The sequence below is a fragment of the Pontibacter sp. JAM-7 genome, assembly GCF_048548695.2.
GTDB lineage: Bacteria > Pseudomonadota > Gammaproteobacteria > Pseudomonadales > Balneatricaceae > Neptuniibacter.
Window position 1 is genome coordinate 221,342 of record NZ_JBLYIF020000002.1, and the last position, 22,640, is coordinate 243,981.

Genomic DNA, 22,640 nt, shown 5'->3' on the forward strand with positions numbered 1-22,640 from the left:
CTGCCTGTTTTGTTTAGGTCATTCCATATGGCTGATAATGGCGTCACCAAATGCGGATGCTGACAACAGAGTAGCCCCTGGCATCAAGCGCTCGAAGTCATAGGTAACCGTTTTCGCTTCAATAGCACCATCCATACCTTTGATGATCAGGTCAGCGGCTTCAGACCACCCCATGTGACGCAACATCATCTCTGCAGATAAAATGATGGAACCGGGATTAACCTTATCCTGCCCCGCATACTTAGGCGCTGTACCGTGAGTCGCCTCGAATATCGCTACCTCATCGGATAAATTAGCCCCCGGCGCGATACCAATGCCCCCCACTTCAGCCGCCAAAGCGTCTGAGAGGTAATCACCATTCAGGTTAAGCGTTGCAACCACGTCATACTCTGCCGGACGCAACAAGATCTGCTGCAACATAGCGTCAGCAATCACGTCTTTAACTACAATCTGCTTACCGGTCTGCGGGTTATTAAATGTCAGCCATGGGCCGCCATTTAACGGTTCAGCACCGAATTCATCCCGCGCAAGCTCATAGCCCCAGTCTTTAAACGCACCCTCAGTGAATTTCATGATATTACCCTTATGTACCAAGGTCACTGAGTCACGATCATTATCCACGCAATACTGAATAGCCTTACGAATCAGCCGCTTACTGCCTGCTTCTGAGACAGGTTTGATACCGATACCACACTCGGTATCAAAGCGTATTTTGGTGACCCCCATCTCCTCTTTGAGGAATTTGATCACCTTGTCTGCCTCTGGGCTACCCGCTTTCCATTCAACTCCGGCGTAGATGTCTTCAGAGTTTTCACGATAGATAACCATATCGACATCTCCCGGCTTAATCACCGGACTGGGCACACCTTTGAACCAACGCACCGGACGCTGACAGACGTAAAGATCGAGTTCCTGACGCAGCGCCACATTCAAAGACCGAATACCGCCACCAACCGGTGTGGTTAACGGTCCTTTAATGCCCACCACAAACTCTTTAAAAGCAGCCAGCGTTTCGTCTGGCAACCAGGTATCCTGATCATATACAGAGGTGGCTTTTTCGCCCGCATAAACCTCCATCCAGGAGATCTTACGGCTTGCGTTATAGGCCTTATTAACCGCAGCATCTACCACTTTGATCATAGGTGGCGTCACGTCTACCCCTATACCATCCCCTTCGATGTAAGGAATGACCGGATTAGCCGGTACATTCAGCGAACCATCGTTATTGACTGTAATTTTCTCGCCCGCAGGTACTGCTATATTGATATATCCCATATCGACTCCGCGCTTTTTTCTTATTGAAATTGTTATACTTATCGAACCGTCAGACAGCAAAATAGCTGCTCTAGTTTCATCATAGGCGAACTCCGCCGTTTATGCTGAGGATCCACCGTTGGCCAACCTGATGCTTTTCAACAAACCGTTTCAGGTGCTGACCCAGTTCACCACTACAGACAATAAAAGCACGCTGGCTGACTTCATTAAGCAACCGGGCTTCTACGCCGCTGGTCGATTGGATTACGATTCTGAAGGGTTATTGCTACTGACAGATGACGGTCAGTTACAACATCAGTTAGCACACCCGAAATTTAAGCTGGAAAAAACCTATTGGGTGCAGGTTGAAGGCGAGATCACTGGTCAGGCATTAATTGCACTGTCCCAGGGAGTGGTATTAAAGGATGGTCTGACCCGTCCGGCAACAGCGCGACGCCTCGCGCCACCTGAGTTATGGCCAAGAGTTCCACCAATTCGACAACGAAAAAACCAACCCACCAGCTGGATTGAATTAAAAATCAGTGAAGGCAAAAACCGGCAGGTACGCAGAATGACAGCCGCGGTTGGCTTTCCTACCCTACGCTTAGTGCGATACGCCATAGGCAACTGGACCCTGAAAGGGTTAAAACCTGGCGAACATCGTCAAGAGCAGGTACACGCCAGTCAGCCCCGACCAAACACACCTAAAGCTAAGCGTTCAAAACAGAGCAACCGGACAACACACCGTAAGTTGCGCTAGCTCACTGCCAACGTTTAGCCGCTTTTACATCGGTCGTTTTCTGCTCTACCCAACTCTCTCCTCGAGCAGATATCTCTTTTTTCCAGAACGGCGCATCACGTTTCAAGTAGTCCATGATAAATTCTGCAGCGGCAAAGGCATCCGCACGATGCGCACTAGACACGCCAACGAAGACAATCTGCTCATTAAGCGCCAGCTCACCTACCCTATGCACCAGGCTCACCGCACCCAGTGGCCAGCGCTGTCCGGCCTCATCGACAATTTTTGCCAACGCTTTTTCTGTCATGCCAGGGTAATGCTCAAGATAAAGTGCTGTTAACGCGTCAGAACCCGCCAGCTCGCGCACCAGACCGGTAAAGGTCACGATGGCACCGCACTGCCCTTTTGGCGAGGCTAATGACTGGGTCAAGCCAGTCAGATCAAAATCTGCTGTTTGTACTGAAATCTGTGCTTTCACAATAAAATCCGACTTAAAACTGCTATATCAAGCATACCACCAAAGTACGCGCTGACCGCTGTTCAAGACCTGAAAACATCGACAATAACTGTTATGATCTGGCGTTTTATCAAGGACCCGGGTATGACCTGGTATCCCCATGCGACAGTAGCCGTTATTGTTGAAAAAGATAACCGCTTCCTGATAGTCGAAGAACACGCTGACGGTCAGCAGGTATTAAACCAACCTGCAGGGCATATTGAATGCGGCGAAACCTTTTCTGAAGCCGCAGTCCGTGAAACTCTGGAAGAAACAGGCTGGCAGGTCCAGCCGGAAGCGCTGGTCGGTTTGTATGTTTACACCTCACCAGGCAATGGCGTTACCTATCACCGAGCCTGCTTTGTTGCCACACCACAAATTTACCATCCAGAACGACCACTGGATGATGGTATCATTGCTGCTCACTGGCTTAGCCGGGAGGAGATCATTGCTCAATCGACACGGCTACGCAGCCCCATGGTGTTACGCTGCGTCGATGATTATCTGCAGGGGCGGCGCTTTCCATTGGATCTTATCTATGAATACACAGCTTGAAGTATCAGTGAATCAGAAAAACCCATGAAATCAATTCCCGAAACCAAAGTCATCGTTGGCATGTCCGGCGGAGTCGACTCCTCCGTTTCCGCATTACTGCTAATCCAACAGGGTTATCAGGTGGAAGGCCTGTTTATGAAGAACTGGGACGAAGATGACGGTACAGAATACTGCACTGCCAAACAGGATCTGACTGATGCTCAGGCGGTCTGTGACAAACTGGGTATCACCCTGCACACTGCAAACTTTGCCGCGGAATACTGGGACAACGTGTTTGAGCATTTCCTGGCGGAATACAAGGCAGGCCGAACACCTAACCCAGACATCCTGTGCAACCGGGAAATCAAATTCAAGGCATTTCTGGAATATGCCAAAGCCCTTGGTGCCGATCTGATTGCCACGGGCCACTATGTGCGACGTGGCGAGCATAACCGCCACGCCTGCCTATTGAAGGGGTTGGATAATAACAAGGATCAAAGTTATTTCCTGCACCAGGTCGGCAGTGAAGAACTGGCACAGACCCTATTCCCGGTGGGCGAACTAGAAAAACCTGAGGTGCGGCGTCTGGCTGAGCAGCATGACCTGGTGACGCATAATAAAAAAGACAGCACCGGAATCTGCTTTATCGGTGAACGCCGCTTCGCCGATTTTCTAAAACAGTACCTGCCAGCGCAACCCGGCAATATCGAGACCCCAGATGGCGAGGTTATTGGCGAGCACACCGGCTTGATGTACTACACCATTGGCCAGCGTCAGGGGCTCTGTATCGGCGGTTTGCAGGGTTACCCGGAAGCGCCATGGTTCGTCGCAAGCAAAGACCTGGATCGCAATGTTCTCATCGCAGTTCAAGGGCAGCAGCATGACCTGCTGTATACAGACTGGCTGATGTCAGAAGCACTGTTCTGGATCAATGGCCATGAGCCGCAGTTACCCTATCGCTGTAAGGCTAAGGTACGTTACCGTCAAAGTGATCAGGATTGTATTATTGAAAAACGCATAGGTGCCGGTTACCTAATCCGCTTCACCACGCCACAGCGCGCCATCACACCGGGCCAATCCGTGGTAATTTATGAAGGTGAGCTCTGCCTGGGAGGTGGAGTGATTGAACAAACCGGCAAAGTTGACAGCATTCCGCTCTGAGGATTTATAGATCGTGACACGTCTACATGACGAACAAGCCATCGCACTGGCAGGGGTATTTCAGGCGGCCGCCCTGGTTGAACAGATCGCCACCCGTGGCATGGTGTCACAGAATAACCTGGAAGCCAGCCTGTTCAGTATTATGCAAACCAATGCTGATAACACCGAAGCAGTGTTCGGCGGTGACCGCGACCTTCCCTATAACCTGAGTATCGGGCTACGCAACCTGCAAGACCTGATTGAAAAGCCACGCGCTGAACATAACCGCGACGTTATTCGTTATGCGCTCAGTATGATGCACCTAGAACGCAAGCTGATGGCTAAACCTGAATTAATCCAGACCATCAGTCAGCGGCTGAAGCAGGTGACTGAACAAGCGCGCTACTTTAATCCCGATGATGCCGATAGCCTGTCAGACCCCTCCACTTTTGCTCACCCCAGCGTGATTGCGAATCTGGCAAGTCTGTATCAGGACACCATCAGTACTTTCAGTTTCCGTATCCAGGTGACGGGGGATCCACGCCACCTGCAAAACCGGGAAAACGCAGCCAAAATTCGGGCCTTACTGCTAGCAGGCATTCGCAGCGCCATGCTTTGGCGCCAGAAAGGCGGCAAGCGCTGGCATCTGATGTTCTTTAAATCCCGGCTGCGCCCATCGCTGAAAAAACTGCTGGTATAACCACCGGCGCTCATCTATGACGATGCCAGGGCTTCGGGTATAATGCGCGGTTTTTCGCAACCCCTAAAAAGGCAGAGAACAATTCATGGAGCTTTCCGCCCTTACCGCTATCTCTCCGGTTGACGGCCGTTACGGCAGCAAAACCGCCGAATTGCGTGATATTTTCAGTGAATATGGCCTGATTCGCTTCCGTGTCGAAGTCGAAGTCCGCTGGTTACAACAACTGGCAGCCCACCCGCAGATCAAAGAGGTGCCGGAACTCAGCACCCAAGCCAATGCACTGCTTAATGCGATCATCGATAACTTCTGCGAAGCCGATGCTGCCAGCGTTAAACAGATCGAGCGCACGACAAATCATGACGTCAAAGCGGTTGAATACTTCATTAAAGACAAGATCAGCGGCAATGACGAGTTGCAAGCGATCAGTGAGTTTGTTCACTTTGCCTGCACATCCGAAGATATCAACAACCTGTCCCACGCATTGATGCTGAAACATGGCCTCGCAGCCATGCTGCCGCAGATGCGTCAGGTTTGCGATGAGATTTCCGGTCTGGCCCATGCTTATGCCGCGCAGCCAATGCTTTCACGCACCCATGGCCAAACAGCCTCTCCCACCACAGTGGGCAAAGAGATGGCCAATGTGGCGCATCGCCTGCAACGCCAGGTTAAACAGCTCGAGCAGGTTGAACTGCTGGGCAAGATCAACGGTGCCGTCGGTAACTATAATGCCCACCTGTCAGCCTATCCAGATGTAGACTGGGCGGCCACTGCCGAGCAGTTTGTCACCTCGCTGGGGCTCAGCTGGAATCCATATACCACCCAGATTGAACCGCACGACTATATTGCCGAGCTGTTCGATACTGTATGTCGCTTTAACACCATCATCATCGATTTTGACCGCGACCTGTGGGGTTATATCTCCCAAGCTTATTTCAAACAGAAAACCATCGCTGGCGAAGTTGGCTCATCCACCATGCCGCATAAGGTTAACCCGATTGACTTCGAGAATTCCGAAGGCAACCTGGGCATAGCCAATGCCATCATGCAGCACCTGGCCGTTAAACTGCCAATCTCGCGCTGGCAGCGCGACCTGACCGACTCTACCGTTCTGCGTAACATGGGCGTGGGGTTTGGCTACAGCCTGATTGCCTACCAGTCGACCCTTAAAGGCATCAGCAAGCTTGAACTGAATCCTGCGCAGCTTGATGCCGATCTGGACGCTGCCTGGGAAGTTCTGGCGGAGCCGATTCAGACGGTTATGCGCCGCTATGGCATCGAAGAGCCGTACGAAAAGCTCAAGGCCCTGACCCGCGGTCAGGACATGTCGAAAATTACCATTCAGAACTTTATCGATACGCTGGAGCTGCCTGAAGAAGCAAAGCAATCGCTTAAGGCGCTAACACCACATAACTACATCGGTAATGCTGTATCTCAGGCAAAAAATGTCTGAGCCATCAGCAATTGATCACGGGGCCGTCGGGCCCCGTTTTAGTTTCACCCTGTACTGCCCTCACCTATAATGCCCGCTCTGTTAATCCGGTTACTTGGCCATGTTAGAAAACGTCCGCATTGTACTGATCAATACCTTCCATCCCGGCAATATTGGCGCCGCCGCCCGGGCGATGAAAAATATGGGATTAAGTCAGCTCTGGCTGGTAGATCCACAGGACTTTCCATCACCTGAAGCAGAGTCCCGTGCCGCAGGCGGTAAAGACCTGCTGGACTCAGCTGTGATCGTCAGTACGCTAGAAGAAGCGATCGCTGATTGCCAACTGGTACTCGGCACCAGCGCCCGCACTCAGCGCAGTTTTGACCTGCCACTTATGGATGCACGCAGTGCCGCTACTCAAATGGTTAGCGAAGCAACCCAGGGGCAAATCGCGCTGGTCTTTGGCCGTGAAACCATGGGCCTGCACAATCATGAATTACAGTTGTGTAACCGCCATGTTTATATCCCGGCTAACCCGGAATACCCGGTACTGAATGTAGCTCAGGCAATTCAGTTACTGAGTTATGAACTATGGATCGCCGCTCAGGCACCGGTACACGAACCCCAGGCCGAGACATATCCCCGGCAGCGAGAAATGGCACTATTTTACGAGCATCTCGAACGCGTGTTGCGGTTGACACGTTTTATCATTCCTCAACACGAAGGCAAGGTACTGGATAAGCTGCGCCGTTATTTTAATCGCTCCCGTCCGGAGAAAACCGAACTGAATATGCTGCGAGGCATTCTCACTTCAGTAGAAGAAACCGCCACACGGTCAGAACAAAACATCAGCAGCGAGAAGGATTACAACAGCCATGACTAACCCCCTGACCCACCTGGGTGATATGCCAGTCGCAACATTCCTACGTGACTACTGGCAGAAGAAACCCCTGCTGATCCGCAATGCCTTCCCCAATTTCGAACCACCAGTCAGCGCCGATGAGCTGGCAGGACTGGCCATGGAGGAAGGCGTTGAATCTCGGCTAATCAGCCAATCCAATGATGGCAAGCACTGGCAACTTCAACACGGACCCTTTAGTGAAGAAGAGCTGACTGAGTTACCGCCGTCCGACTGGACTCTGTTGGTACAGGCCGTTGATCACTGGGTGCCTGAAGTCGCGGAGCTGCTGTCACATTTTCACTTTCTACCCAGCTGGCGTATGGATGATCTGATGATCAGCTATGCATCAGACGGTGGTGGAGTCGGCCCTCATTATGATAACTACGATGTGTTCCTGCTGCAGGCATCCGGTACGCGACGCTGGGAGGTGGGTGGCATCTATGACGAAACTTCACCGCGCCGGGAAGATACACCGGTGATGATTTTGCCGGAGTGGCAGCCAGAAGCAACCTGGGATCTTAAACCGGGAGATATGCTCTATATACCCCCGCGAGTCGGCCATAACGGCTATGCCGTTGGTAACGAGTGCATGACCTACTCCATCGGCTTCAGGGCACCAAGCCATGAAGAAGTTCTTGATGGTTTTGCTGAATTTATCGGTCAACAACTGCTATCCGAGCAGCGCTACAGCGACCCGGACATAACAGCGACAACAAACGCCGCAGAGATCGATGCAGCTGCAATCACTCGTGTACAGGCAATTCTGCAACACTATGTTAATGAGCCATCACAGGTTGCCGAATGGTTTGGCCGCTTTATGACCGAACCAAAATACCCGGATCAACTGGAAGCGGATGACACTGCCGGCCTTGAGGAGATAGAGACATTACTTGCCGAGGGTATCCCCTGTCATCGCACAGAAGGGTCTCGCTTTGCTTATCTTCAACAAGATGGCGGCTACAAACTCTTTGTCGACGGCAACAGCTTTAGTTGTGCAGACTCTCAGGCAGAGCTGATTAGCCTGCTCTGCTCTGCTGAACAGGTTAACCCAGAGGTGACCACGGAAAACCTGAACTTACTGCTAGCACTGTACCGCCAAGGTAGCCTCTACTTCAGCGAGTAGCGGACTGCGTACTCTGCGCCACATCCTGAATCAGGCGGCGCAGCCACTTGTGGGCACTGTTGTGCTGCAACAATGGGCTCCAAGCCATCTTGAACTCAAAATCCGGCACATCAAACGGCGGTTGCTTGATCACCAAGCGAGGATTGGTGGTGTGGGCCATGGCCGCTCTGCTCGGAATGGTCACCACCAAGCCTTTTTGTTCGGCTAACAGCGCCGCTGATTGGTAGTGCCGGGTAAACACGGTGATTCGGCGTTGATGGCCAACTTTCTGTAGGGCCTCGTCAACCCAGCCTAACCGTTTGGTATCCTTAGGCGTAATGCCCATTCCTGCCCCCATCCCGGTTTTACTGACCCAGACATGTCCCGCGGAAAGGTAAGTTTCTAGACAGAAATCCAGAGAGATCGGATTATCTACACTAAACAGACAAGAGAAGCTGTCACGCCAAAGTGTACACTGGTGAAATGACTGCGGCATGGTATCAAAGCGGTTAATTACCAGATCTACCAGGCCCTGCTCCACTTCTTTAAAGCTCATATCGCTCGGCGTAAGGATATCCAACACGATATTGGGTGCCTCTGTACACAACCGCTTAAGCAAGCGAGGCATCAACGTCGCTTCGCCGTAGTCACTGGTCATAATACGAAAAACACGGTCACTGGAAGCCGCGTCAAATTCACCATTGGGTTCCACTACCTGCTCAACACTGGCCAGCACCTGACGTAACATAGGCTGCAGGCTAAGGGCACGTTCAGTGGGTGTCATACCCTCCGCTGTTCGCACTAGCAAAGGATCCCCCAACATCTCCCTTAAACGCCGCAAACCATTGCTCATTGCGGGCTGGCTGATACCGAGTATACTGGCAGAGCGGGTTACATTACGCTCTCGCAGCAATACATCCAGATACACCAGAAGGTTAAGATCAATTTTATCTAACAGCATAATGAGTTGATTCTTTTTTCAAACCAGAAACTTAGCATGGGTATTCGTTTTGTGAATAATAGAAATAAACCCCATTTATTTCAATTATGTCACAACCCCAGCTAGAATCGACATCGATTTAATTCTAATGGCTACAGAGTCGTGGCCAACAACCAAGGGATTTACCATGTCTTCTATCAAACAAGATATCGATGCGGTAGCAAGCCTGAAAGCATCTTACGGTGCTGCTTGGGACGCTATCAACCCAGAATCCGCTGCTCGCATGCGCGCTCAGAACAAATTCAAAACTGGCTTAGACATTGCCAAGTACACTGCTGGCATCATGCGTCGTGACATGGCTGAGTTTGACAAAGACAAAACCAAATACACTCAGTCTCTGGGTTGCTGGCACGGTTTTGTTGGTCAGCAGAAACTGATCTCTATCAAAAAACACTTCGGCTCTACTGAGCGTCGTTACCTGTACCTGTCCGGCTGGATGGTTGCTGCTCTGCGTTCTGACTTCGGTCCTCTGCCTGACCAGTCTATGCACGAAAAAACTGCTGTCGCGTCACTGGTAGAAGAACTGTACACCTTCCTGCGTCAGGCTGACGCTCGTGAACTTGGCGGTCTGTTCCGTGAGCTGGACAAAGCGCGTGAAGCTGGCGATTCCGCTAAAGAAGCTGAAATCCAGTCTCAGATCGACAACCACGAAACTCACGTAGTACCAATCGTTGCAGACATCGATGCTGGTTTTGGTAACGCTGAAGCGACTTACCTGATGGCTAAGCAGATGATCGAAGCCGGTGCTTGCTGCCTGCAGATCGAAAACCAGGTTGCTGACGAGAAGCAGTGTGGCCACCAGGACGGTAAAGTAACTGTGCCTCACGCTGACTTCCACAACAAGCTGCGCGCTCTGCGTTACGCTTTCCTGGAGCTGGGTGTTGATGACGGTGTTATCGTTGCACGTACCGACTCTGAAGGTGCTGGCCTGACTAAAGAGATCGCGGTTGTTAAAGAGCCAGGCGACCAGGGTGATGTATATAACTCTTACCTGGACGTTGAAGAAGTTGCACCAGAAGACACCGCTGAAGGCGATGTACTGATCAGCCGTAACGGCAAACTGGTTCGTCCTAAGCGTCTGCCATCTGGTCTGTACCAGTTCCGTCAGGGCACTGGTCACGAGCGTTGCGTATTCGATTGCATCGAAGCTATCACCGCTGGTGCTGACCTGCTGTGGATCGAAACAGCTGTACCAACCGTACACGAAATCAAAGGCATGATGGACGAAGTACGTAAAGTACACCCAGATGCTAAATTGGTTTACAACAACTCCCCATCTTTCAACTGGACGCTGAACTTCCGTCAGCAGACTTACGATGCATGGGCTGCTGAAGGTAAAGACGTTTCTGCTTACGATCGCGCCAACCTGATGTCTGCTGAATACGACGATTCTGAACTGTCTGCTGCTGCCGACGCGCGTGTACGTACGTTCCAGGCTGATACTGCTCGCGAAGCGAACGTATTCCACCACCTGATCACTCTGCCGACTTATCACACAACTGCACTGTCTGTTGATAACCTGGCTAAAGAGTACTTCGGTGACAAAGCGATGCTGGGTTACGTTGAAGGCGTTCAGCGTAAAGAGATCCGTCAGGGTATCGCATGCGTTAAGCACCAGAACATGGCTGGTTCCGATCTGGGCGACGACCACAAAGAGTACTACGCTGGTGAGAACGCCCTGAAAGCTGGTGGTGCGAAAAACACCTCTAACCAGTTCGGCTAAGCTGTATAGCTAACGGCAAGACCCCGGCTTAGCCAGGGTTTAACCTGCCACAGAAAGGCGACCCCTGAATCAGGCGTCGCCTTTTTTATGAATAGAATAATCAAATTATAGAAAACAACCGCATAGCGTTTTAGGATAGAATTTAATCCCGCTATCGACTGCAAACTGATTTAAGTGGTTTCAACAATGACTGATACCCCCGCTTTTCTTAAAGATGCGAAAGAGCTGCTAACCGAGCAAGGTTTTGCTACCGGCAATATCTGGTATCACGGCACCTCATCAGCACTGGCCGACTCAATTCAACAACAGGGCTTAAAGCGGTCCGGCGATAAAGCACTCAACGATGCCGCCAAGAAAACCATGGCCACCATTGGTAATACCTATACCGAAACCATCGAACCGGTGTTTTTAACCCAAAGCAAGCAACTGGCTTATTTCTGGGCCGAACAAACGGTGCGAAACCGCAGCGTGCGTATTGAAGGCGAAGAGCAGCCCGTCATATTCGCCGCCACCCTCCCTGACACATTAAATAGCAAAGTAAAACCCGATGTAGGCGCAGCAAGCTTACTGCTCCTGAAAGAAGGCGAAAACTTTCTCGCCTTCCTGGCGGGCGTCTATCAGGATAATGGCTTGGAAGCCCCTGACATTAATCTGATGCAAGCCGAGCGGATGGATTACTTAAATAAATTGGGCATGGCGTATTTTGATGCCGATATCGAAGCCTCATACCTGGCACTTGTCACTGACTAATATATTCACAGTGACGAACGTCGATACCCAGCCAACGCCTGATACCGCCACAATCCAACCTGTGGTTTAAAGTACCGGCAATGTTGGTTCTATCAGTAAAACGGGCACTGCAGCAAGGGCACACTCGTGTCCTTGTGTATTCTTTCCAGCCAACGCTTTAGCCTAACCATCAGCTCACCACCCGCCATGGTTCAGGTTTCTATAATCAAATCCCTCACCCTAACCGCGTAACCTTGAGGTGGATCAATAAATACACTGCATTAATAACTTTCCGCAGCGCAAAATTGCGCCAGATCAATATTTCAAAATGAACTTTGCCGTTTAATGGCCCCATCATTTTTGAGTTGTCACGAAGCGGAGAGAGTTTCATGAGTAAAAAATTACTGACTGCTGTAGCAATGGGTACCGCACTGCTGGCCGCTACACCGGCGATGGCATATGAAGCAGGCGATATGATTGTGCGCCTGGGTGCGGCCAACGCCAACACCGATACTTCTGATAAAGTACTGGACGGTGCGCTTGATCTGGACGTAAGCAATGATACCTCTATTGGTATCACCGGCACCTATATGCTGACTGACACCGTGGGTATCGAACTGCTGGCAGCAACGCCATTCAACCACGAAATCAATTCTGATGTACTTGGCCAGATTGGTAAAACTAAACACCTGCCACCGACCCTGTCCGTGCAGTGGTTCCCAATGGGCTCTGGCTCTACAGTACAGCCTTATGTCGGCGCCGGAATCAACTACACCACCTTCTTCTCTGAAGAAGCAACAGGAGCCCTGGCTGGCAATAAGCTAAAATTGGAAGACTCTTGGGGTGTTGCAGTACAGGCGGGTATCGATATTGCTATCAACGACAACTGGTTGCTGAACGCGGCAGTGTGGAAAGTTGATATGGAAACCGATGTCAAACTGAACGGCACCAAAATCGGTAAAGTTGAAATCGACCCTACCGTTTACATGATTGCGATCGGTTACAAGTTCTAAATAAACAGCTCCAGTCAGGTAGAGAAAAAGCCGCACAGAGTGCGGCTTTTTGTTTTGATTAATCAGTGCACTGTCCGTTAACAGTTAATATATACGCACCATAGCTACCAGGCTGCGAACATAATATTCAGGCCACTCTACACGCTTATATGCCATGGTCTGCATGGGTTACCCCCTGAGAAAAGAGGCCAGAAATGACTGGGTCCGAGGCTCACTGGGATTATTAAACAGCGCCTCAGGTGTACCTTCCTCGACAATTTTGCCCTGCTCCAGAAAACACACCCTGTCACTGATCTCACGGGCAAAATACATCTCATGAGTTACCAGCAACATGGTATAGCGCTGCGTTTTAGCGAGCTGGCGAATCACATCTAACACCTCATCGACCAGCTCAGGGTCAAGCGCAGAGGTGATTTCATCCAACAACAATACCGACGGCTGCATCGCCAAGGTTCGGGCAATGCCAACGCGCTGCTTCTGACCACCGGATAAATCAGCCGGAAACGCATCGCCTTTCTCAGCCAGCCCCACCTGTGCCAAGAGCTGCTCGGCTTCTGTATACGCCTGATGTCGTGATTTGCCCAGCACTCGCATGGGGGCCTCAGCAATATTACGTAATACAGTCATATGCGGAAACAGATTGAAATGCTGAAACACCATTCCCATCTTGCTACGCATATGCCGTAGATGCGGTTGATCCACGGAGGTTTGGTTACCGCTATGCTGCTGTTGCCAAAGCGGTTCTCCATCAACGTAAATTTCTCCTCCGTTTATATTTTCCAGCGTCATTAACATTCGCAGTAATGTACTTTTGCCTGAGCCACTAGGACCGATCAAAGTGACAATTTCCTGATCCTGAATATCCAGATCAAATCCATCAAACAACACTTGGTCGCCAAAACTTTTTTGTACGCCCTGGAAGCGGATTTTTGCGGTACTCATTTTAGACGGAACCCCTCAACCGGAAATTTACGTTCAAGCAACACCACCAGGGCAGCCGCAATCAAACTGAAAAGCAAATACAATAAGCCCACCAGCGTCAGAGGCTCCAGGTAACGGAAATTTTCCGAGCCAATAATCTTTGCCATCTGCATCATCTCCAGCAGCGTAATTGCAGACAGCTGGGGGGTTTCCTTAAACATCGCAATGACATAGTTTCCGGTCGCCGGAAGCACTGCTCGCAGTGCCTGTGGCAAAATAATATCCCGGTAGGTATAAAAGCGAGACAGGTTAAGGGCTTTTGCCGCTTCCCACTGACCATGGTCGACACCATCAATCCCCGCCCGGAATACCTCAGCCAGATAACAGCCATAATGCAGACCAAGTGCCAGCACACCTGTGGCCAGAGGGGATAAATTCAAGCCGATTTCAGGGGTAATGTAATAGATAAAAAATATCTGTATCAGCAGTGGCGTGCTGCGAATAAATTCGATCAGCAAGCCCACGGACTGTTTAAGCAACCGCCTACGGCTGCGGCGCAACAGGGCCAGCAAGATACCCACGCCAATCGCCAATACACTACCCAGCAGGGTTGCCAGCAGGGTAATTTTGGCACCTTGCAGCAACATCGGCATGACCTCCACCGCAAACGCCCAGTCCCAATACAGCTCATCCATCAGCCAACCCTCCCCGCTTGAGGCCACGACCCAAGCGTACCTCAAGGCGCCTGACCACCCAGGCCAGTACCTGTGCCAACACAAAATAGATCAGCAAAACACAACCGAAAATACTGCCAACCTGAAGAGTCAGGTCCGCTAGGCCCTTAGCCCTGTAGGTCAAATCGGCGACCGTGATCAGAGAGACCAGTGAAGTAGCTTTCAACAGTTCAATGGAAAGATTACCCAGAGCAGGCAGCATATTCACCACGGCCTGTGGCAACAGCACATGCCGCATACGCTGCCAGCGTGTGAAATTAAGTGCTATCGCTGCATCATGCTGGCCTTGCGGTACAGCCAGCAAAGCGCCTCGCACCACTTCGGCAATATAGGCACCGATGTTTAGCGAGATCGCCAATACTCCGGCATTAAAAGCAGACAGGCTGAGACCCAAAAACGGCAGAACAAAGTAGATCCAATAGAGCTGAATCAGAACCGAGGTGCCACGGAAAAACTCGATATAAACCACGGCAGTGATTTTAACCAACCGGTTGCCACTGTAACGCGCAATGCCGGCCAGAAAGCCAACCAGGATAGCCAGAGGCAATGCGATGACAACAATCAGTACTGTCGTGCCCAGCCCGCTCATTAATAGCGGCAGCATTTCAAGAATTGTCATCGGGAATCAGTCAGCCTTACACAATGCTTCTGCAGTCGCGGTACCAGGCAAAGTATGTCGACCAAAGCCAAATGGCTCGATCAAGGCAAGATGGGCTTCTGTACCTATGTAAGTAGTCAGCTGCTGATTAAACGCCTGGCTGAGCGTGTGATCTTTTTTGCGGAAACCAAAACCACCAAACCCCTTCACTGATTGTCCGTCAATCACCAGAGGCGTAAAAGGCTGGGCCAGCTCCACTCTGGTATCCTTCTGCGCCAGCTGTGCCATGGTCAGGCTGGTACCAGCAAGGGCATCAACCCGGCCCGCTTTCAGTGCGGCAACACCAGATGGATAATCCGGCAAGGTCACCAATTTTTGCAAACCGATACCAAAATCTCGCGCATAGCCATATTCAACCGCACCAGCCATTACACCCAACTTGACGCTGTTGGCTTTGATATCATCATAACCGTGCAGCTTTTTAGGGTTACCTGTTGGCACCAGAAACCCCTCACCAATGGCATAGGTAGGATTAGAGAACTGAATCTGACGACAACGCTTGGGGGTGATATACATACCCGCAGCTATCAGGTCGAATCGGCCGGCCTTAAGCCCGGGAATCAGTGCACCAAATTCAGTGATCACCACTTCAACGCTCTCGGTACCCAGTTGTTGCAAAATAACTTTGGCAATTTCCGGCGCTTCGCCGGTGACAGTACCCTTCTCATCCAGATAGCCATATGGGATCTCGTTAGCGACACCAATAGTGACGGTTTCGCCTTGCTGTATTCTCTGCAGGGTATCTGCCCAGGCAGCGGGCATAAACAATAGCAGCACACATACTGTCACTGCACGAAAGCGTCCTGTAAGAGAAAGAAGTGCTGTTTGAAAGGGAAGTAACCTGCTGTTCATCATAAATTTATTTAGCAATCCAAATTATTTTTTCGAGCATTTCTTTCTGCGCACACAATTGAAAACCTATTAACAAAAATCCATAGAGCATTGAATTAAATAGATTATTCATTTCCTTAAACAATTGAAAAGCAAGCTTAAGCCTACCTAATTGCAAAAAAACCACGCAGAAAATCCTTAGCTTTATAAAGTAAATGATTGCCTCTTACACAGCAACCGTTACCGCCAGTCACTAGCAGAGTTTTACCGAGCCACGCTCAACCAATTGCTCGACAACCAACGCGGCGCTTTACCGGCAAAGGGTTTGCGCCACGCTACAGAGAACCTATGTGTTTCTCTGGCGTGTTCAGAATGCAGACATTCATCTGCGACTCTCGAGTCCGGGATTACCAGCCTGTACAGCGTCGCACACTGCCAAATACTGACCAACAGCCATCAACCAATAGCTGCGACTATACACCACCATTTCGCTATATCTGTTCGGGTTAATACCGCAATCACCATCAGAGCAAAACGGGCCAATTTGCCTGGGCTGCAATGCCAGTGCTGCCTCTAAAACGCCAACACCCTATGCCGGTATCAGTGCGGCCAAGCGTTCAGCCTTCCCAGCGCCAGCCAGGCATGATTGCTGTTGTACCTGACGGAGCAGCTCATCACCGTGCCAATCCGCTGGATGACGGCCATAACAACAGGCATTCATCTCGATAATAGCCGCTTTCAGGTCGGGACTGACCCGTACCAGCAGGTGGTTTAGCTGGGTGCAGCCGGGTATAGTAGCGCGGCCCCAGGCCAGTAAGGCCTCTCGCGCCGCCAGCGGATCATTATCCGCACATGCCTGCGCAAGCATCCGCAGCGCCGCCTTGGGACTGGATATTACTGCCGCAGAGGTCTCTGCTACCGCAACCGGTGTTCCCGGAAACAATTTTCGTCTGCATAAAATCAACGTTAACAGGCCACCCGTCAAGCCACCTGTCAGCACCGCAGCTGCCATAAACACCCAGAACCAGCTGCCGGTACCCTCTGTGGCGTGCCAACGCTCAGGTATTGGTGGGTTAGCCGGACGGGTGGTTGGACGGGTCTGAACCGTTTCATCCTTACCTGACACAGAGATATCTGCACCGGCTGACGGAGTGCCTGAAACCGAAGTGCTTGACGCAATACCGGCGGCGACATTCAGGCGCTGTTCCGGCAGTAATGCGGTTTCCTCCCGGTTGGTTACAATATTCCACCAGTGCAGCTTTACCTCGGGCAAGGTGACTGAGCCCTGCTGGCCCGGAATCATGGTTACCTCAAGCGTCATATTGGCGCTTAGCTCATTACCCATCTGCTGTTGAGAGAAAACCGGTTTAGCCTTGTATTGCTTAACACCGGGCACCTCAGGCAGCTCGATATCTGCCAACTGCTCCTGACTGATACCATCGGCCTGTATTTTAATGATCCGCGTAACTGGTTCGCCAACTTTTAATTCTGCACTACTCAGCTCACTGCTAATTTGCAGTTTTTTCGCCATCAACCAGTTTGAGCCCTGAAAACCTGCCGGGATCGGCGCCACATCCAATTGATAACTGTCCGCTGATAAATAGATACGGCGTAATGCCCGGGGGTCACTAAAGCGGCGATAAGGGCCGGCTTGCTTGGCCACATCTGCACTCAATTTAGCCGCCTCAATCGATAATGGCCCACTCTGCTGCGGTGTAATCAACCACGACTGTTCAACCACCAAAATTTCTCGGCCATTAAGTTCTTGGCGATGTTGTCGCTGTTCACCCAGCGGTTGTATCAAAGCTCTGCCCTGGCGAATACGGGGTTCTTCAAACATGGCATTAGCGATACGCTGTCCTAAAACCAGACTCAGCTGATACACCAACGGCTGTTGCACCAGTGGCGTTGTATCAGACAACGTTGAAAGCAACTCAACCCCACCATCGACCGCAGATTGAAGTTTAACCGGCGCAACCTCAATTTGATGTGCCTGTGTTTGCTCGCCATTCAGGTTTAATACCGGCACGGTTAACGTTCCGGCGCGCTTAGGTGCAAGCGAAATCAGCAAACGAGTACTGCTCTGAATATCTCCGTTGATAATACTGGTGCTGGATTTATGCCGACGCCCGAGGATTTCAAAATCCTGCTCTAGTGGAGACAGGTCAACGTCCTGGGCACCTGACTGGCTAATATTCAACACCAACAGGAAACTTTCACCCTGTTCCATGGCGTTCCTGTCCACTTGACTGGATATCTCAGCCTGAACCGAGACACTCAGACAGATCAACAGTAACGCTGTCACAACACGTACTATCATCACCACTGCTTTGCCTCTGCCGCATTGTTATCGGCCCGATCGCGGTACTGGTACATAAACTTTCTCCGCCATAGTCCAGTTGGGTCATCATCTATTCGATTCAGCATCTGCTGCCGGGCAAGGTCCTGCTCATTTAAGGCTGCTGCAGCCTGTTGCCCAGCCAAAGCATCGGCGCTAGCTTGTGCCTTAGCCGTTTGCTCCTGGTTCTCTTCGCTGGCTGACACTTGCTCCTCTGCCGCTGCCAACTGTTTATCAAGTTGCTGTTTTAGCTGCTGTTCCAGCTGTTGCCTTGTCTGCTGTTGATCCGATGCTTGCGGATCATTGGCCGAGCCCTCATGAGTAGCCGCATTTTTCCCAGCTGCATTACTTTTTGCATGTTGCTCAGAAGCCTGACTCTGCTCATCAAAGTCACCGTCATTGGCTTTGCCATTTTTAGATGAACCACCTTGAGCGCCGCCGTCAGGCACCTCGCCATCCATCGCACCACCGCCTTCGGAGCTTTCCGAATCAGCACCGGTACCCTCGGTATTTTCATCCTCGTCTTGTCGGGCACCACCACTTTTATCATTCTGATTTGAACCCTGATCGTTTGATGGCTGTTGCTGATTCAACAAATCCTGTACCAATTGCCGGTTGTGGCGCGCATCTTCCAAGCCGGTATCCTGCGCCAACGCCTGATCATAAGCGGCTACTGCCTGCTCTAACTGCCCTGTCCGCGCCAATATATTACCCTGGTTGTACCATTCCGCGGCTGATTGCGGATTAGGCAGAGCCTCAAGTGCTGCCTGATAATTACCGGCTTCATAGTGCGCGAGCTGCTGCCAACTGGGATCGTGAAACGTATTGGCTGCATACTGCTTATCACCCGCTTGAAAAGCCTCATAAGCCTGCTGATCAGGCGTTTGCCAGAGAGACTGCCAGTATTGCTGCAACATACTGGAGCCTGGGCCAGTTTCAGTACTGTCCGCCAAGACGGCATCTGCGGGTAGAACCCAGGACAACAACAAGGCGGGCAGTATCAAGTTCAGCAAGCCACGCCGGAATAGTGGCAATAACAATGGCAAGGCTAACAATACAAACCAGGGACCTTCCGCGATCCAGCGCTGTATCTGTTGCTCTGACTCTATCGGGTTTTGATCGCTGCTTTGGAAACCACTCACCAGTTGGCGAATATCACTATCATCCAGGCTGATCATCACCGCCTTGCCGCCCCCGAGGCCCGCTGCCTCCTGCATTAGCGCAGGCTGAATGGCAGAGATAACGACCTGGCCCTGCTGATCACGTAAGGGGCCACGTTCGGTATTTATCGGTGCGCCCTGCTCTGTACCAACGGCAAGAATCGATAGCTGACGGCCCTTGGCACGCAACTGAGTCGCCGTCGCCGCAATTTGCGCCGGGGATACGGCATCAGTGACTAACAAGATATTGCCATGACTGATGCCGGCACCCGTCAGCAGTTCATCTGCCAACTGTAAAGCCCTATCAGCACGACTCCCCTGGGCGGGCATAATTTCTGAGGTTAACGCTGGCAATTGTGCAGTGATCGTTACCCCGTCCTCTGTCAGCGGGGTAACGCTATAGGCATCCGCGGCATAGACCAACAGTGCTATCTGAGCATCCTGCATCCGGGTCAGCAGATCTTCAATCTTAAAACGCGCCCGTTGTAACCGGCTTGGTTTTAGATCAGTAGCGTTCATCGATGCTGACAAATCCAGGGCGATCACCAGCGTATCAGGCTGATTGAATACCGGCTGTGGTTGTTGTTTCCAGACCGGTTGCGCAGCAGCAACCGAGAGCAATAGTGCGGCAACCACCAAACTTACCGGCCACCAGGATTTACCTGATGCACCCCGCTGTTCCAGGTAAGGTAATAATTCAGGATCACACATCCGATGCCATTCTGAGCGTCGCAGTTTGCTATTTTTAAGCCAGTAACCTAACGCCAGAAGCAGCGGAAACAGAGCGAGCCAGTACGGTTGGAGAAAATGAAACTGAGTTAGCATCGCCCACCTCCCCGGGCAGCCGACAACTGCCGAATCGCCAGCATGATCACCCCCAATAGCATTCCGGCCAGTAAAGGCCAATGAAACAGGGGCTGCACCGGACGGTATACAGCATCATCCTGACTCACCGGTTCCAACTCATCCAGAACACTGTAGATTTCCGCTAATTGTTCGATATCCCGGGCACGGAAATACCGGCCCCCGGTTTGATCTGCAATTTCAATCAGCGTTTTTTCATCAATCGAGGTAGGCACAGTCGCGTCAATATAAGCATTATGGGTCAGGAACTGCCCGATGGGGCCCGCCAGCTGCCCCTCGCCTGCCACACCGATGGTATAGATTTTTACGTCGTAACTGCTGGCAAGGTCAGCCGCCTCCAGCGGCTCAATCGCACCCGCATTATTGGTGCCGTCCGTCAGCAAAATTAAGATTCGCTGTTTGCTTGCCAATTCTTTAAAACGTTTCACTGCCAAACCGATGGCATCGCCGATCGCTGTCGACTTCCCGGCCAAGCCGACCCGCGCTTCATCAAGAAAAGTTTTAACCGTGTCCCTATCCCGCGTCAGCGGTGCCTGCATGTACGCCTGATCAGCGAACAGGATCAAGCCTACTCTGTCTGACTTGCGCCGTTCAATAAAATCGCCCGCCACAATTCTGGTGGCCATCAGGCGATTGATCAGGCGACCATTTAATTCAAAATCCTTCTCCAACATGCTCTCAGAAAGGTCCACCGCCAACATAAGGTCTCTACCTTCCTGGGGTTGAGGAACGGGGTCACCAAGCCACTGAGGCCGAGCCGCAGCGGCCAGTAACAGTAACCAGACGAGCAACGCCAACCCGTAATATGCAGAAAATTGCCTGACTGTCTTGCTCGGTTGCTGACCAACCGCCGATTCCAGCCTGAGCATAAAAGGTACTTTCAAGGCAGTTTTCTGTACCGCGGCTGCCGCAGGCATCATGGCGCGAACAAGCAATGGCAACGGCGTCAGTAACCAAACCCAAAGCCAGGCAAACTCAAACATGTTTCACCACCCTGACCCGTTTAATCCATAACCGACAGATAGCCAGCAATGCCTCTGGGTCGACATCAGGTTGTGGCTGATATGGACCAGTGGCCAACACTACCAGCTGCTCCCAGGCGCTAATGGAACCACTGCGTTGCAAAAAATCCACCCAGGCATCGCCGGATAAATCGGCCACCTCTTCCCGTGGATACAGGGTCAACGCCATCCGTTTCAACAGTGCATTGCAGTGAATAAGCAATTGCCTGGGATTCTGGTGAGTCTGATAAGCACGCTCGATAGATTTTAATTCTGCCAAGGCAAAACGGCTTGGATTCTGCAATCTCTGGCGTATCCAGCGTACTGTCAGATACAACAGCACGACCACCAACAATGCCAGCAGCCACCACCCCGGTGCTGGCGGCCACCAGCCGATCGCTTCAGGCACCTGCATGGCGCGCAACGGTAACTGGCTATAATCCATCACCAACTCCATCGGTTACGAACAGCGGATGATGATTACTGTGCCAATGCGCAAACTCGACGCCACGCAAGTTACGTAGTTGTTCTAACATCGCTAATCGTTGTTGAAACTGAGCCTGAAATAGCGCCTGCTGTTGTTGATTCCCTTCTACCACAATATCGCGACCCTCACCGGCAAAGCGTAAACGACGTCCGGCGGGAAGTTGCTGCTCCATAGGATCAGAAATCAGCACCAGTTTCAGTTCACAGCGTTGCGCCAGGCGCATAAGGTGTTGTTGCAACAGGGCATCTGCATCGTGAAAATCACTAAACAGATACACAATGGTGCCACTGCCCAACAACGCTTCCACTTCGATCAGCTGTGATGCCAATGAACTTGAGCTGCCGGTGTCAGGTGCTGGTGTTGTGAAAGGTTCGCTCAGAGCTGCGATCATCTGCATCGCCTGCTGGCGATTATTGCTCGGTTTGAATAAGCCGCCATGGTATTGCTGCAGCACCCTGCCACCGACCCGGTCGCCATTGGCCAGCGTGGTCCAGACCACCATGGCAGCTGCATAAGCGGCGAGTACGGCTTTGTAATGGCCACGTGTGGCGAAGTGCATGCCAGGCCGCATGTCAGCCATGACAAATACCGGACGCTCCCGCTCCTCACGATACAGCTTGGTATAAGCATCACCCGTTCGCGCCATCAAGCGCCAGTCCAGGTGGCGTATATCGTCTCCGGGCTGGTATTCGCGGACATCGTCATATTCCATGCCCCGCGCCCGGACATGACTCAGGTGGTGCCCTTCCCTGATTGCCATACGTTCACTGGAATGTCCCCTGGCGGGCGGCCAGTGGCGCAGGCTAACCAGCTCATCCAAACTGACTTGATGACGCTGAACCGGCACCGGACGGGGGCTACTATCTGCCACAAACATCCGTCACTC

Annotated in this window: 22 protein-coding genes; 10 read left to right on the forward strand and 12 right to left on the reverse strand. The window is 51.6% G+C overall.

The features are described from left to right. Positions 1 to 18 precede the first annotated feature (18 nt). Positions 19 to 1,275, reverse strand: a complete 1,257-nt coding sequence (gene icd / locus ACFVYJ_RS03405; RefSeq protein WP_419413712.1) for an NADP-dependent isocitrate dehydrogenase — start codon at positions 1,273 to 1,275, stop codon at positions 19 to 21. 118 nt (positions 1,276 to 1,393) lie between these two features. Here icd and ACFVYJ_RS03410 point away from each other — a divergent pair, with 118 nt between their 5' ends. Then, complete coding sequence (locus ACFVYJ_RS03410; RefSeq protein ID WP_463254879.1) at positions 1,394 to 2,014, forward strand: pseudouridine synthase; 621 nt, start codon at positions 1,394 to 1,396, stop codon at positions 2,012 to 2,014. A 1-nt stretch (position 2,015) separates the two neighbouring features. On the opposite strand, the gene moaE is transcribed toward ACFVYJ_RS03410, so the two are convergent. Next, positions 2,016 to 2,471: a molybdopterin synthase catalytic subunit MoaE gene (gene moaE / locus ACFVYJ_RS03415; RefSeq protein ID WP_419413710.1), complete on the reverse strand. Its 456-nt coding sequence runs from the start codon at positions 2,469 to 2,471 to the stop codon at positions 2,016 to 2,018. 123 nt (positions 2,472 to 2,594) lie between these two features. Here moaE and ACFVYJ_RS03420 point away from each other — a divergent pair, with 123 nt between their 5' ends. From ACFVYJ_RS03420 to ACFVYJ_RS03445, 6 genes are all read left to right on the forward strand, one after another. Beyond that, on the forward strand, positions 2,595 to 3,044 hold the full coding sequence (locus ACFVYJ_RS03420; RefSeq protein ID WP_419413709.1) for an NUDIX hydrolase: 450 nt from the start codon (positions 2,595 to 2,597) through the stop codon (positions 3,042 to 3,044). A 24-nt stretch (positions 3,045 to 3,068) separates the two neighbouring features. Beyond that, positions 3,069 to 4,184 carry a tRNA 2-thiouridine(34) synthase MnmA gene (mnmA, locus tag ACFVYJ_RS03425; RefSeq protein ID WP_419413708.1) on the forward strand — a complete coding sequence of 372 codons (1,116 nt, stop codon included), beginning with the start codon at positions 3,069 to 3,071 and terminating at the stop codon, positions 4,182 to 4,184. A gap of 13 nt (positions 4,185 to 4,197) precedes the next feature. Then, positions 4,198 to 4,863: a high frequency lysogenization protein HflD gene (gene hflD, locus ACFVYJ_RS03430; RefSeq protein ID WP_419413707.1), complete on the forward strand. Its 666-nt coding sequence runs from the start codon at positions 4,198 to 4,200 to the stop codon at positions 4,861 to 4,863. An 85-nt stretch (positions 4,864 to 4,948) separates the two neighbouring features. Beyond that, the gene (purB, locus tag ACFVYJ_RS03435) at positions 4,949 to 6,313 is read left to right on the forward strand and encodes an adenylosuccinate lyase (protein ID WP_419413706.1); all 1,365 of its coding nucleotides are present in this window, start codon (positions 4,949 to 4,951) and stop codon (positions 6,311 to 6,313) included. Positions 6,314 to 6,413: 100 nt separating this feature from the next. Beyond that, positions 6,414 to 7,175: an RNA methyltransferase gene (locus tag ACFVYJ_RS03440; protein ID WP_419413705.1), complete on the forward strand. Its 762-nt coding sequence runs from the start codon at positions 6,414 to 6,416 to the stop codon at positions 7,173 to 7,175. After that, positions 7,168 to 8,316 carry a JmjC domain-containing protein gene (locus ACFVYJ_RS03445; protein WP_419413704.1) on the forward strand — a complete coding sequence of 383 codons (1,149 nt, stop codon included), beginning with the start codon at positions 7,168 to 7,170 and terminating at the stop codon, positions 8,314 to 8,316. The genes ACFVYJ_RS03440 and ACFVYJ_RS03445 overlap by 8 nt, the downstream gene beginning before the upstream one ends. On the opposite strand, the gene ACFVYJ_RS03450 is transcribed toward ACFVYJ_RS03445, so the two are convergent. Further along, positions 8,306 to 9,256, reverse strand: coding sequence for a LysR family transcriptional regulator (locus ACFVYJ_RS03450; RefSeq protein ID WP_419413703.1), 951 nt, complete (start codon positions 9,254 to 9,256; stop codon positions 8,306 to 8,308). The two genes, ACFVYJ_RS03445 and ACFVYJ_RS03450, sit on opposite strands and share 11 nt — an antisense overlap. 166 nt (positions 9,257 to 9,422) lie before the next feature. Between ACFVYJ_RS03450 and ACFVYJ_RS03455 the strand changes: the two genes are divergently transcribed. The 3 genes from ACFVYJ_RS03455 (at position 9,423) to ACFVYJ_RS03465 (ending at position 12,760) form a co-directional block, all read left to right on the forward strand. After that, positions 9,423 to 11,018: an isocitrate lyase gene (locus ACFVYJ_RS03455; protein WP_419413702.1), complete on the forward strand. Its 1,596-nt coding sequence runs from the start codon at positions 9,423 to 9,425 to the stop codon at positions 11,016 to 11,018. 186 nt (positions 11,019 to 11,204) lie between these two features. Next, positions 11,205 to 11,768, forward strand: a complete 564-nt coding sequence (locus ACFVYJ_RS03460) for a hypothetical protein (protein WP_419413701.1) — start codon at positions 11,205 to 11,207, stop codon at positions 11,766 to 11,768. Between the two features lie 368 nt (positions 11,769 to 12,136). Further along, on the forward strand, positions 12,137 to 12,760 hold the full coding sequence (locus ACFVYJ_RS03465; protein ID WP_419413700.1) for an OmpW/AlkL family protein: 624 nt from the start codon (positions 12,137 to 12,139) through the stop codon (positions 12,758 to 12,760). Between the two features lie 168 nt (positions 12,761 to 12,928). Here the strand turns inward: ACFVYJ_RS03465 and ehuA are convergent, their stop codons facing one another. The 9 genes from ehuA to ACFVYJ_RS03510 form a co-directional block, all read right to left on the reverse strand. After that, positions 12,929 to 13,702, reverse strand: coding sequence for an ectoine/hydroxyectoine ABC transporter ATP-binding protein EhuA (ehuA, locus tag ACFVYJ_RS03470; RefSeq protein WP_419413699.1), 774 nt, complete (start codon positions 13,700 to 13,702; stop codon positions 12,929 to 12,931). After that, positions 13,699 to 14,376 carry an ectoine/hydroxyectoine ABC transporter permease subunit EhuD gene (gene ehuD, locus ACFVYJ_RS03475; protein ID WP_419413698.1) on the reverse strand — a complete coding sequence of 226 codons (678 nt, stop codon included), beginning with the start codon at positions 14,374 to 14,376 and terminating at the stop codon, positions 13,699 to 13,701. The genes ehuA and ehuD overlap by 4 nt, the downstream gene beginning before the upstream one ends. After that, entirely contained in the window at positions 14,369 to 15,034 is a 666-nt protein-coding gene (ehuC, locus tag ACFVYJ_RS03480) for an ectoine/hydroxyectoine ABC transporter permease subunit EhuC (RefSeq protein WP_419413697.1), read from the reverse strand. The genes ehuD and ehuC overlap by 8 nt, the downstream gene beginning before the upstream one ends. Before the next feature lie 6 nt (positions 15,035 to 15,040). Next, positions 15,041 to 15,862: an ectoine/hydroxyectoine ABC transporter substrate-binding protein EhuB gene (gene ehuB / locus ACFVYJ_RS03485; RefSeq protein ID WP_419413696.1), complete on the reverse strand. Its 822-nt coding sequence runs from the start codon at positions 15,860 to 15,862 to the stop codon at positions 15,041 to 15,043. A gap of 631 nt (positions 15,863 to 16,493) precedes the next feature. After that, positions 16,494 to 18,224 (reverse strand): BatD family protein, encoded by a 1,731-nt coding sequence (locus ACFVYJ_RS03490; RefSeq protein WP_419413695.1) that lies wholly within the window; start codon positions 18,222 to 18,224, stop codon positions 16,494 to 16,496. Next, positions 18,224 to 20,227: a VWA domain-containing protein gene (locus ACFVYJ_RS03495; RefSeq protein ID WP_419413694.1), complete on the reverse strand. Its 2,004-nt coding sequence runs from the start codon at positions 20,225 to 20,227 to the stop codon at positions 18,224 to 18,226. Before ACFVYJ_RS03495 ends, ACFVYJ_RS03490 begins: the two co-directional genes overlap by 1 nt. Next, positions 20,221 to 21,249: a vWA domain-containing protein gene (locus ACFVYJ_RS03500; RefSeq protein ID WP_419413693.1), complete on the reverse strand. Its 1,029-nt coding sequence runs from the start codon at positions 21,247 to 21,249 to the stop codon at positions 20,221 to 20,223. Before ACFVYJ_RS03500 ends, ACFVYJ_RS03495 begins: the two co-directional genes overlap by 7 nt. Continuing rightward, the gene (locus ACFVYJ_RS03505; RefSeq protein ID WP_419413692.1) at positions 21,242 to 21,712 is read right to left on the reverse strand and encodes a DUF4381 domain-containing protein; all 471 of its coding nucleotides are present in this window, start codon (positions 21,710 to 21,712) and stop codon (positions 21,242 to 21,244) included. Before ACFVYJ_RS03505 ends, ACFVYJ_RS03500 begins: the two co-directional genes overlap by 8 nt. Then, the gene (locus ACFVYJ_RS03510) at positions 21,702 to 22,631 is read right to left on the reverse strand and encodes a DUF58 domain-containing protein (RefSeq protein WP_419413691.1); all 930 of its coding nucleotides are present in this window, start codon (positions 22,629 to 22,631) and stop codon (positions 21,702 to 21,704) included. The genes ACFVYJ_RS03505 and ACFVYJ_RS03510 overlap by 11 nt, the downstream gene beginning before the upstream one ends. Positions 22,632 to 22,640: the final 9 nt, after the last annotated feature.